Genomic DNA, 12,508 nt, shown 5'->3' on the forward strand with positions numbered 1-12,508 from the left:
TTGTTTTTAATAGACAGTGAGAATTTGCTCTCACTGTCTTTTTTGTGTAACGAGACGAAAAACGAATGATTTGTTTTAAATATCTAAATATTTGGACATCGAAACCATTAAAAAGCAAACAAAAAACAACTAATTAAAGATATTGTACGGAAATATTACAATTTGATAACAAAGTTAATGTTGAGTGAATTTTCTGAAAAATTAGGAGTATAATAAGAATAATTTAGTATATAGGGGGAATTTTATGAGTAAACAGCGTTTCTCATTGAGAAAATATAAGTTTGGTGTTGCATCGGTGCTATTAGGATCTGTTCTTGTCTTTGGAGCAGGGAATGTAAGTGCTGATGAAGCGAAACAGCCAGAGACTGCAGTCGTTGCATCTGCAGAAGCAAATCAAGCATCGCCAAGTGAGTCTGCGTCTCCTGTAACGAATCAGGCAAGTGAGCAGACTACAGGCTCAGTAGTTGAAAATGGTAAAGTTGTTGACGAGCCAGTCTCCTCAGACAAAGGGGCAACAACTCCATCTGTCGAATCAGATAGCCAAGTCCTTGCGCAGGAAGCAAAAACAGAGGCTCAAGCTACTGAAAAGCAAGCGGAAGTCGTAACTAAAACCGAAGAAAAAACTGTAGAAAAAACTGCAGAAAAAACATCCGAAGGACAGGAAAAAACAGAAGCAAAACCTTCTTCAACAGAGGAGAAGAGTGAGGCTAAACCTGTAACGGAAGTACGTACTGAAAAGAAAGCTGAAGATAAACCATTAAGTATCAGCAGCAATACGATTATTAATGTGCCCCAAACTTGGGAAAACGGCTACAAGGGTGAAGGGACTGTTGTTGCGGTCATTGACTCTGGTTTAGATGTCTACCATGAAGTATTGCGGATCTCAGATCCTACAAAAGGGAAGTTCAAAAATCAAACAGAATTAGAAGCTGCAAAAAAAGCAGCGGGAATTGACTACGGAAAATGGTACAACGATAAGGTTGTCTTTGCCTATGATTATATGGACGGAGATGACAATATCAAAGAAAAAGACCATGATTCACACGGTATGCACGTAACAGGTATTGCGACTGGGAACCCTGACAAAAAAGCTGGGGATGGCAACTACGTATATGGAGTTGCTCCAGAAGCCCAAGTGATGTTTATGCGGGTTTTCTCTGATCGTAGTGGATCGACCAGCGATGTTGTCTATGTAAAAGCGATTGATGACGCAGTGGCATTGGGAGCCGATGTCATTAACATGAGTTTAGGGTCTGGGACAGGATCTACAGTGAATGCTAGTCCTGCTGTCAGAGAAGCGATCCAACGAGCACGCGCCAAAGGGGTTAGTGTCGTCATCGCTGCGGGTAATAGCAATACCTATGGATACGGTTATAACAACCCAAGTGCTGAAAACCCTGATTATGGTGTCGTGGGTAGTCCTTCAACCGTAGAAGAGTCTATTTCTGTTGCCTCAGTAAATGATTCATTCGTAACGGAAGAAGTCTTTACAGTGCGTGGTTTGGAAGACAATGCCGACTTGGATAAAGGGAAGTTTACCTATACAGCGGCTGAAACAGATGCCAATTTCGAAAATGGGAAAGAATATGACTATGTGGATGCTGGTTTGGGGCATGAGAGTGATTTAGAAAGTCTCGATTTGACTGGTAAAGTCGCCCTCATCAAACGTGGTGAAATCACCTTCTCAGATAAGGTCGCTAATGTCTATAAAAAAGGAGCGATTGGAGCCCTTATTTACAATAGTGTCGAAGGCGCGAATGTCAAAATGGGCCTCGAAGGCGATGCGAGAAAGATTCCTGCGGTATTTATTTCTAAGCGGTATGGAGAAGCGATCAAAGACAAAGACTACAAGATAGTCTTTGATGGCAGTCTGGATAACCGTCCAAACCCTGACGCTGGGAAGATGTCTGAATTCTCTAGTTGGGGAGTCTCAACGGATGGACAATTAAAACCGGATGTCACAGCACCTGGTGGATCGATCTTCTCTTCACTAAATGATAATAGCTATGGCAGTATCAGCGGAACCAGTATGGCCTCTCCTCATGTGGCTGGGGTATCAGCTTTGGTGAAGGAATACCTTCAAGCTCATCATCCAGAACTTTCACCAGAGGAGCTATCTGCAACGGTTAAGGCCTTGATCATGTCGACTGCAAAACCGCACTTCAACAAAGAAACGGGGGCCTACACTTCGGTACGTCAACAAGGGGCAGGGATTGTAGATACTGCTGCAGCTGTCTCGACAGATTTATATGTAACGAATGAAGATGCTTACCCAAGCGTAACCCTTGGTAATGTAGAAGATCGATTCAGTTTTGATGTGACCGTTCATAATATTTCTGATACTGACAGAGAGTTGAAGATGATTGTGAATACCACTACCGACGATGTAAAAGACGATCACTTTACCTTGAAGCCACGGAAATTAACAGAGACAGTATGGCCAAATGTCACCGTAAAAGCCCATAGCAGTCAGACAGTGACGGTGACTGTCGATGCATCTAAGTTTGCAGAAGAATTGACTAAATTGATGCCGAACGGTTACTTCCTAGAAGGATTTGTTCGCTTTGTGGATCCAGCAGATGATGGCGATGTGGTTAGCATCCCATTTATGGGCTTCCGTGGTTCTTTCCAAGATATCCCTGCGGTTGAAAAACCAATCTACAACTTGGTAAGAGAAGGGAAATCAGGATTCTACTATGATGTCCCAGAAACCAAACACGTGCCATCGAATGCAAACGTCACCTCTTTAGTTTCAAACGTGAATGATGTGCTCTATACGACTGCTAAGAAGGAAACAGCAGAACGAAGCCCAATCGTTCTTGGAACAGTGGAAACACCAGAAGGTTTGAACGTCCTCCATTTGGATGCTGATGGCAATGTCCGTCTGGCTATTTCTCCAGATGGAGATGGGAACAAAGATTACGTGCAATATCGTGCAGTCGTCTTGCGAAACCTAAAAAATATGAAAGCAGCTGTCTACAAGGCAGATGATCAAGCATTTGCTAATCCAATTTGGTCAAGTACAGGATCTTTCTCTGCTCGTAAGAATTATTTTGACGGACGTGGGAAACGATCTTATCTAGTCGACAATACGGCTTGGGAAGGAACGGATGCCAAGGGTGAAAAGGTAGCGGATGGTCACTATGTCTATGAAGTTCGCTATACGCCAGCCGTTCCAGGAGCAGAAGAGCAAGTTGTTCGATTTAATATCCAAATCGATACCCAAAAACCAGTCTTGACTTCAGGTTATACGACCAAGAAGGATGGGGTAGAAACCTTCTATGCTCGTAAAACAAAAGATATTGGCAACGGTGGAATCTTACGAGAGCAAGTCTTCTATGTCAAGGCCTTTGATGAAGAAGGGACCCTCGTTAAAGAGGGGAAAGACGCCCTAGGGAAGACTAGTCGCTTTGAAAACCGTGTCTATTTAACGGCAAATGAAGATGGTGGCTATACTCTTCCAGAAGGAATCAGTAAATACTTGCTTTACTATGTGGTAGAAGACTACGCTGGAAACCGCGACTTTGCTTCTCTTGCTGATTTTGCTGGTACTGAAGATAGTGGCCGGATTAAGGTGTCAGTCCTAGATGCCGATACACATAAAGAATTAGATACCGATTTTGTCTACCGTATCAAGGATGATCAAGGACAGTATGTCAACTTAGACAAAGGGAAAGAAATCAATTTCCTTAAGTTTGGTAGCTACGTGGCAGAACTCTTTGCCTATGACAAATCAGATCTGAAACTCGTCAGCGAACGAACTCAGAAATTTGAAATCACTGCAGAGGACAGCTTTAAGACCATCGAATTCTTGGCCAAAGAGATTGTCACTGCACCTTTGAGCCTGGTCTTTGATCAAGCAGTACCAAGAACAACACCAGTTGTCTTGAAAAATCAAGCTGGTGAAACCTTTGTTCTTCCAGTTCAACGCTATGGCAAGAACGCTTTTGGAAAAGATGTCCCAGTTGGAACCTACACGATTTCAGTCAGTCTACCAACAGGTTATGAGTTGTTTGAGGATGCACCGACTGTGACCGTTCTAGCAGACCAAAACAATCTCGCAAAACTTTCTGTAGTCATTAAGACCCAATTGTTGCAATTGTTGGCTCAACAAGCTAATTTGACCAGCACTCCACAGTACTTTAATGCAACGAGTGAAAAACGTTTAGCCTATGATGCAGCTTATCAAGAAGCTCAGAAAGCTCTTGCAGCTAAGTTATCACAAGCAGAAGTTAACCAAATTTTCTCAAATCTTGGATTGGTTACGAGTCAATTAGACGGAAAAGAGTCTGATTTTACAGCGCTAAAATCAGCCATTGCTGCCTATGATGTAGCCTCAAAAACAGGTCGTTATGCCAACGCTAAGGATTCCGCTCGACGTGCCTTTGACCAAAGCTTTAAGGCATTGGCTCTCTTGCTCGTCCGTGAAGGTGTGACACAAGAGCAAATCAACCAAGCACTTGCAAATTATCAAGCAGCTGATCAACAGCTAAATGGTAAAACAACTGATTTTTCAAGTCTTAAGAAATTGATTGCGGCAGAACTCCAGTTCCAAGCTAAGAATGCTAAGTTTATCTATGCAGCAGATAAGGTGAAGGTAAACTACCTGCAAGCCTTTATCCGCGCTCAAGCTGTATTGGCTAATCCTGGTGCTAGTCAACAGGAAGTCAAGGCGGTATTAGCTGAGGTTAAAGCTGCTAAGAAAAAATTAAATGGGAAAAAACCAAAGATTGTAAAACGCCCATAACAGTCACCTTTCTTTGAAAGGATTTGCAACAAGTCTGAAACACCTGTTTCGGACTTGTTTTTGGTTTACACTAGAGTAGAAATCTGCTATAATACTAGTCAAGAAAGAAAGGCTTATGGCGTTTTTTAAGCGAGCTTGGGATAGTGAAAGCCAAGCAGAACAAGATAAGCAAGTGGCGCTTTCTCTCAGTAAAAAGCTGAGTACAGTAGAATAAAATGAAGTAATAAATTAGGGTGGAACCGCGTTTTTGACGCCCCTAGGTCACTTGACTTAGGAGCAAAGACACGGTTTTTTTGTATCCAAAGTCGCAAGAAATTATAAAAAGGAGAAGAAGATGTCTAAAAAACTAACCTTCCAAGAAATTATTTTGACTTTGCAACAATACTGGAATGATCAGGGTTGTATGCTGATGCAGGCTTATGATAACGAGAAGGGTGCGGGAACCATGAGTCCTTATACCTTCCTCCGTGCCATCGGTCCTGAGCCATGGAACGCGGCTTATGTGGAGCCATCACGTCGTCCAGCTGATGGACGTTACGGGGAAAACCCAAACCGTCTTTACCAACACCACCAATTCCAAGTGGTCATGAAACCATCGCCTTCAAATATCCAAGAACTCTACCTCGAGTCTTTGGAAAAATTGGGCATCAACCCATTGGAACACGATATTCGTTTCGTTGAAGATAACTGGGAAAACCCATCAACTGGTTCAGCTGGTCTTGGTTGGGAAGTTTGGCTTGACGGTATGGAAATCACTCAGTTCACTTATTTCCAACAAGTTGGTGGTTTGGCAACTGGTCCTGTTACCGCTGAGGTCACTTATGGGTTGGAGCGTTTAGCTTCTTACATCCAAGAAGTAGACTCAGTCTATGATATCGAGTGGGCTCCAGGTGTTAAATACGGAGAAATCTTCCTTCAACCAGAATACGAGCACTCAAAATACAGCTTTGAAGTTTCTGATCAAGATATGCTTCTTGAAAACTTCGAAAAATTTGAAAAAGAAGCAGGGCGTGCTTTGGAATTGGGCCTTGTTCACCCAGCCTATGACTACGTTTTGAAATGTTCACATACCTTCAACTTGCTTGATGCTCGTGGAGCAGTATCCGTTACAGAACGTGCCGGATACATTGCCCGTATCCGTAACTTGGCCCGTGTTGTAGCCAAAACCTTCGTCGCAGAACGTAAAAAACTTGGTTACCCACTTCTTGACGAAGCCACACGCGCAAAACTCCTAGCAGAAGAGGAAGAATAAAGAGAGCGTATTAGATGGGATTGACTGATAGAGCAATCCTACAGGACCAGTTGTCGCAGTGATAAAGGTATCGTTAGTTTCTCTAACGATACCAGGCAAAATTGGAGACTTTAGGCTCCAATTTTAGCAATGAAACGACGAAGTCGGTTGCTTGCGTGCCAATCACATAAGGCAAACTGGAAAAAAAGATATTTTTCGGAGAAAAAACATGACAAAAAACTTATTAGTAGAACTTGGACTTGAAGAGTTACCAGCCTACGTTGTCACACCAAGTGAAAAACAACTGGGTGAGAAAATGGCAGCCTTCTTGGATGACAACCGTCTTTCATACGAAAGCATTCAAACCTTCTCAACGCCACGCCGTTTGGCTGTCCGTGTGATTGGTTTGGCGGATCAACAAACAGATTTGACCGAAGATTTTAAAGGACCTTCTAAGAAAATCGCCTTGGATGCAGAAGGTAACTTCTCAAAAGCGGCCCAAGGATTTGTCCGCGGGAAAGGCTTGACAGTAGATGATATCGAATTTCGTGAAGTCAAAGGGGAAGAGTACGTTTATGTCACGAAACACGAAGCTGGTAAACCTGCCAAAGAAGTCTTGGCTGGCCTTCCAGAAGTGCTTGCTTCATTGACCTTCCCTGTTAGCATGCACTGGGCTAACAACAGCTTTGAATACATTCGTCCTGTGCACACCTTGACAGTTCTTTTGGGTGATGAAGCGCTTGACCTTGATTTCTTGGATATCCAGTCAGGTCGTGTGAGTCGTGGACACCGTTTCCTTGGACACGAAGTAGAAATTACCAATGCGGATTCTTATGAAGAAGACCTTCGTACCGTTTACGTGATTGCGGATAGCAAAGAACGTGAAAACATGATTCGTGAACAAATCAAAGTTATCGAAGCAGAACAAGGTGTGCAAGTCCAAATTGAAGAAGGCCTTTTGAATGAAGTTTTGAACTTGGTCGAATATCCAACTGCCTTTATGGGAAGCTTCGACACCAAATATTTGGACGTTCCAGAAGATGTTTTGGTGACATCAATGGAAACACACCAACGTTACTTTGTTGTACGTGACCTTGATGGTCAGCTCAAACCAAACTTCATCTCAGTTCGTAATGGTAACGCTGAGCACTTGGAAAATGTCGTTCGAGGAAATGAAAAAGTCTTGGTGGCACGTCTTGAAGATGGTGAATTCTTCTGGCGTGAAGACCAAAAACTTAAGATTGAAGACCTCGTTGCTAAATTGGCACACGTGACTTTCCATGAAAAAATTGGTTCTCTTTCAGAACACATGGCGCGTGCTGGTGTCATTGCAGCGTCACTAGCTGAGCAAGCTGGTTTGACTGCAGAAGAAAAGGCAGCCGTCGCTCGTGCAGCTGAAATTTACAAATTTGACCTCTTGACGGGTATGGTCGGAGAGTTCGATGAATTGCAGGGAATCATGGGTGAAAAATACGCTCTTCTTGCTGGTGAGGATGATGCGGTTGCGACAGCTATCCGTGAGCACTACCTTCCTGATTCAGCAGACGGAGCCCTTCCTGAAACCAAGGTTGGTGCTATCCTTGCCCTTGCGGATAAATTGGATACCCTTCTTTCCTTCTTCTCAGTTGGCTTGATTCCATCAGGTTCCAATGACCCATATGCGCTTCGTCGTGCAACACAAGGGATTGTTCGGATCTTGGATGCCTTTGGTTGGCACATCCCGATGGATGAGTTGATTGACAGCCTTTATGGACTTTCATTTGATAGCCTTTCTTATGACAATCAAGCAGAAGTGCTCAACTTCATCAAGGCGCGTGTGGACAAGATGATGGGACGCACAGCAAAAGATATCAAAGATGCTGTTCTTGCTGGTTCAAACTTTGTCGTGGCAGATATGTTGGAAGCAGCTGAAGCTCTTTCAGAAGCTGCCAAGACGGATGGTTACAAGGCAGCTGTTGAATCCCTCTCTCGTGCCTTCAACTTGGCAGAAAAAGCAGATGCTTCAGTAGCAGTAGATGCCAGTCTCTTTGAAAATGATCAAGAAAAAGCTCTTGCTAAAGCAATTGAAGAGCTTGAATTGACTGGTGCAGCTAGTGATAAATTGGCACAACTTTTCGCTCTTAGCCCAGTCATCGATGCCTTCTTTGACAATACCATGGTGATGGCAGAAGATGAGGCTGTTAAAAACAACCGTTTGGCCCTTCTTGCAGGTCTTGTAGCGAAAGCCAATAAAGTTGCAGCCTTCAACCAATTGAACACAAAATAAGTACCTGGTAACAGGTAGAAAGTAGGTCTTATTATGACACCTGAAAAAATCGCTCGTATCAATGAGCTTGCTAAAAAGAAAAAAACAGAAGGGTTGACTCCAGAAGAAGAAGTGGAGCAAGCAAAACTTCGTGAAGAATACATTGAAGGTTATCGTCGTTCGGTTCGTCACCATATTGAAGGAATCAAGGTGGTGGATGAAGAAGGCAATGACGTGACACCAGAAAAATTGCGCCAAGTCCAACGGGAAAAAGGCTTGCACGGCCGTAGCCTTGATGATCCCAATTCATAAATAGACAATAGAAAACTCGATCAGAAGTTGAACTGATCGAGTTTTCTTGTTCTATATGGGCTAGTCTGAATCCTTATCTCTATTTTTGTAGTTTTTCCATTGATTTTTAAATATCCAAATGGAGACGGCAAGAACGAAGGTTGCTGTCCAAAAAATCCAAGGGACAGGAGTTCGGAGGAAAAAGTAGACTGCAATTAGATCGGCCACTAGCAAGCCAAGGAGGAGGTATTTCTTATCTTTCATAGAGTTATTGTATCACAATTTGCTTCTATCGGTCTATTGGTTGATAGGATGAGCTTTTGAAGAATGGGAACTTTTTATCCGAAAATGATGAGTGGATTGAGAAGAGAATCTCAAGTGCATCCTGGTCAGATTTGTGGTAAAATAGATAGGATATGAGTAAAGAATTTCATCATGTAACGGTCTTGCTCCATGAAACGATTGATATGCTGGATGTAAAGCCAGATGGAATCTATGTGGATGCCACTCTAGGTGGAGCTGGCCATAGCGAATATTTATTAAGTCAATTAAGTGAAAAAGGACATTTATATGCCTTTGACCAGGATCAGCATGCGATTGATAATGCGGAGAAACGATTAGCTCCTTATGTTGAAAAGGGCATGGTAACCTTCATCAAAGACAATTTCCGGAATCTTCAAGCGCGTCTCCAAGAACTGGGAGTCAATGAGATCGATGGAATCTGTTATGATTTAGGAGTTTCTAGTCCCCAGTTAGATGAGCGGTCTCGCGGTTTTTCTTATAAAAAAGATGCTCCCTTGGACATGCGGATGAATCAAGAAGCCTCTTTGACGGCTTATGAGGTGGTCAACAACTATGATTACCACGATTTAGTCCGAATCTTTTTCAAGTATGGGGAAGATAAGTTTTCCAAGCAAATTGCTAGAAAGATCGAACAAGCGCGTGCGGTAAAACCGATTGAAACGACGACAGAATTGGCTGAAATCATCAAATCGGCAAAACCGGCCAAGGAACTAAAGAAAAAGGGGCATCCAGCCAAACAAATTTTTCAGGCGATTCGAATTGAAGTCAACGATGAATTGGGAGCGGCGGATGAATCAATCCAGCAGGCCATGGATTTATTGGCAGTTGGTGGTCGTATCTCAGTTATTACCTTTCATTCCTTGGAAGATCGTTTGACCAAGCAATTGTTTAAAGAAGCTTCTACAGTAGAAGTACCGAAGGGCTTGCCTTTCATCCCAGAGGACTTAAAACCAAAAATGGAATTAGTCTCTCGAAAACCGATTCTTCCAAGCCAAGAAGAGTTAGAGAAGAACAACCGAGCTCATTCTGCAAAATTGCGGGTTGCTCGAAAAATTCATAAGTAAGAGGAAATAAACATGGCAGATCAACCATTACGATCTCGGGGCAGTCAATTGCAAGATCGTATTCGTCGCTTTACCAGAGTAGAAAAAGCTTTTTATGGCTCGATTGTCCTAACAGGGATTATTCTCGCTGTCAGTATTATTTTTATGCAGACGCGGATTCTACAGGTACAAAGTGACTTAACAAACCTCAATACGGAACTAAAAACAAAAGAGACTGAACTAGAAGATATCCGACAAGAAGTCAATGAGTTGACTCGATATGAACGCTTGTCTAAGTTAGCTAGTTCTCAGGGGATGACCCTCCAAAAAGAAAATCGAAAAGTGGTGAGTTCAAGTAGCGATGAGTAAATTAAAGAAGAAAATCATTCGTTATTCCCTTAAAAAAAGGAAACTTCCAGACCAAAATCGTCGGCAAGTAGCTAAGAATTTAAGTTTGCTTTCCATTCTTGTTTTCTTCATATTTCTCATTAATTTTGCAGTTATTATAGGCACAGATAGCAAATTCGGAAAAAATTTATCTGAGTTATCCCATCAAGTCCATCAGAAAACAGAGATTGTTCCAGCCAAACGAGGAACAATTTATGACCGAAATGGAGCTGTTATTGCTGAAGATGCGACGACTTATAATGTTTATGCGATCATCGACAAAACCTATAAATCGGCAAAAGGTGAAGTTTTATACGTTGAAGAAAGTCAATACAACCAAGTAGCAGATGTTTTTAATCGTTATTTGGGCATGGAAAAAGACTATGTTGTCCAACAACTGTCGCAAAAGAAGCTCAACCAGGTTTCTTTTGGTGCAGCGGGGAACGATATTACCTATAGCAACATGGATGCTATCCGGAGTGAACTAGAAGCTGCCAACATTAAAGGTGTTGATTTTACGACGAGTCCAAACCGGAGTTATAAAAATGGGACCTTTGCCTCTCAATTTATCGGTCAAGCTCAATTGATAGAGGATAAAGAAGGCAATAAAACCTTACAGGGAACAACGGGAATCGAAAAGTCTTTGGATCGCATTCTGGGTGGTCAGGATGGCGTTGTGACCTACGAAAAGGATCGCAACGGAAATATTGTGCCGGGATCAGATAAGGTTGCCGTGAAGACAGAAGATGGAAAGGATGTGTATACAACCCTTTCTGCGGAACTTCAAACCTATCTCGAAACCCGAATGGATGTTTTCCAAGAAAAGGTAAAAGGTAAATATGTCAGTGCGACCCTAGTGAGTGCCAAAACGGGGGAAATTCTTGCAACGACACAACGTCCAACCTATAATGCAGATACCAAAGAAGGCTTGGATATTAAGAATCTGAGAACCTGGAACACGATTCTTTACCAGGATCAATACGAACCAGGTTCGACTATGAAGGTCATGACCTTGGCCGCGGCGATTGATCATGGGACTTTCCCAGCCTATAACGAGGGCTATTATAACAACGAGTTGCAAGTGAAAGATGCGACCATCAAAGACTGGGAAATCAATATGGGCTTGACAGAAGGTCGCTATATGAATATTGCCCAAGGTTTCGCCTATTCAAGTAACATTGGGATGACCAAGCTTGAACAGAAGATGGGCAATAATGTCTGGATGAATTACCTCACCCTCTTTAAGTTCGGACTTCCTACGCGTTTTGGAATGGGAGACGAAGGTTTTGGAGGCTTGCCAGGTGATAACTATGTTACTCAAGCCATGTCTTCCTTTGGTCAAGGGATTTCTGTGACCCAAACGCAGATGTTGCGAGCATTTTCTGCTATTGCCAACGATGGGGAAATGTTGGAGCCTAAATTTATCAGTGCAATCTACGACGGCAAGCATGAAACTGCTCGTAAATCACAAAGAGAGATTGTCGGCAATCCAGTATCCGCTTCGGCTGCCCAACAGACCCGTAATTACATGATTACGGTAGGGACTGATCCTCAATTTGGTACCCTCTATTCATCGGATGGTCCTATTATCCAAGTAGCTGGACAAAATGTTGCTGTTAAATCAGGGACAGCCCAAATTGCGACAGCTAATGGCTACTTGGAAGGCGAAAATGATAATATCAACTCGATTGTTGTCATGACACCTGCTGAAGACCCAGATTTTATTATGTATGTGACAGTTCAACAGCCTGAAGTCAGCTTTAGTCCAAAGAGCTGGCAAGAACTGGTCAATCCAGTCTTGGAAGATGCGGTTGCTTTGAAGGATGAGTTGAATCTGGTAACTGAAACCAAAGCCTTGGATGGGGTCACGAAAGAGGACACCTATAAGATGCCGTCGGCAGAATCCTTGTCGAAAGAATTGAACTTGAAGCAGACCATCAGCCCAGGTGGCTTCGCAGATGAACTGCGTCGCAATCTGATCCAGCCGGTCGTCCTAGGAACTGGAAAGAATATTAAAAAGATGTCTGTATCAGCAGGAACGAAATTAAAAGCAAATGAGCAAGTGTTATTATTAACAGATGACTTGGATTCAGTTCCGGATATGTATGGCTGGACCAAGGAAAATGTTGATAAATTTGCGGAATGGACGGGCATTGAGATCACCTATAAAGGGGAAGGTTCTCGTGTGAGCAAACAAAACGTCAAAGTAAAAACTGCTTTAAAGAAGACGAAGAAAATAACAATTACATTAGGAGATTGAT

7 protein-coding genes are annotated in these 12,508 nt (G+C 42.7%); all 7 read left to right on the top strand.

All coding sequences use genetic code 11. From position 1 onward, the window contains the following. Positions 1 to 244: 244 nt before the first annotated feature. Entirely contained in the window at positions 245 to 4,747 is a 4,503-nt protein-coding gene (locus tag L0M85_RS06510; RefSeq protein ID WP_238656702.1) for a S8 family serine peptidase, read from the top strand. A 334-nt stretch (positions 4,748 to 5,081) separates the two neighbouring features. Then, on the top strand, positions 5,082 to 5,999 hold the full coding sequence (gene glyQ / locus L0M85_RS06515) for a glycine--tRNA ligase subunit alpha (protein WP_000038760.1): 918 nt from the start codon (positions 5,082 to 5,084) through the stop codon (positions 5,997 to 5,999). Positions 6,000 to 6,207: 208 nt separating this feature from the next. Next, positions 6,208 to 8,244, top strand: coding sequence for a glycine--tRNA ligase subunit beta (gene glyS, locus L0M85_RS06520; RefSeq protein WP_238656703.1), 2,037 nt, complete (start codon positions 6,208 to 6,210; stop codon positions 8,242 to 8,244). A 33-nt stretch (positions 8,245 to 8,277) separates the two neighbouring features. After that, on the top strand, positions 8,278 to 8,535 hold the full coding sequence (locus L0M85_RS06525) for a DUF896 family protein (protein WP_023920274.1): 258 nt from the start codon (positions 8,278 to 8,280) through the stop codon (positions 8,533 to 8,535). 395 nt (positions 8,536 to 8,930) lie between these two features. Then, positions 8,931 to 9,881 carry a 16S rRNA (cytosine(1402)-N(4))-methyltransferase RsmH gene (gene rsmH, locus L0M85_RS06530; protein WP_195550509.1) on the top strand — a complete coding sequence of 317 codons (951 nt, stop codon included), beginning with the start codon at positions 8,931 to 8,933 and terminating at the stop codon, positions 9,879 to 9,881. 12 nt (positions 9,882 to 9,893) lie between these two features. Further along, positions 9,894 to 10,229 carry a cell division protein FtsL gene (gene ftsL, locus L0M85_RS06535; RefSeq protein WP_006596866.1) on the top strand — a complete coding sequence of 112 codons (336 nt, stop codon included), beginning with the start codon at positions 9,894 to 9,896 and terminating at the stop codon, positions 10,227 to 10,229. After that, complete coding sequence (gene pbp2X / locus L0M85_RS06540) at positions 10,222 to 12,507, top strand: penicillin-binding protein PBP2X (RefSeq protein ID WP_238656704.1); 2,286 nt, start codon at positions 10,222 to 10,224, stop codon at positions 12,505 to 12,507. Before ftsL ends, pbp2X begins: the two co-directional genes overlap by 8 nt. Position 12,508: the final 1 nt, after the last annotated feature.

This window comes from Streptococcus sp. DFI.7.26 (assembly GCF_022240605.1).
Lineage (GTDB): Bacteria > Bacillota > Bacilli > Lactobacillales > Streptococcaceae > Streptococcus > Streptococcus xiaochunlingii.

What these genes read in the sequence shown, in the direction of transcription:
- L0M85_RS06510 (WP_238656702.1), top strand. Translation starts at nt 245, where the DNA reads ATGAGTAAACAGCGTTTCTCATTGAGAAAATATAAGTTTGGTGTTGCA.
- glyQ (WP_000038760.1), top strand. Translation starts at nt 5,082, where the DNA reads ATGTCTAAAAAACTAACCTTCCAAGAAATTATTTTGACTTTGCAACAA.
- glyS (WP_238656703.1), top strand. Translation starts at nt 6,208, where the DNA reads ATGACAAAAAACTTATTAGTAGAACTTGGACTTGAAGAGTTACCAGCC.
- L0M85_RS06525 (WP_023920274.1), top strand. Translation starts at nt 8,278, where the DNA reads ATGACACCTGAAAAAATCGCTCGTATCAATGAGCTTGCTAAAAAGAAA.
- rsmH (WP_195550509.1), top strand. Translation starts at nt 8,931, where the DNA reads ATGAGTAAAGAATTTCATCATGTAACGGTCTTGCTCCATGAAACGATT.
- ftsL (WP_006596866.1), top strand. Translation starts at nt 9,894, where the DNA reads ATGGCAGATCAACCATTACGATCTCGGGGCAGTCAATTGCAAGATCGT.
- pbp2X (WP_238656704.1), top strand. Translation starts at nt 10,222, where the DNA reads ATGAGTAAATTAAAGAAGAAAATCATTCGTTATTCCCTTAAAAAAAGG.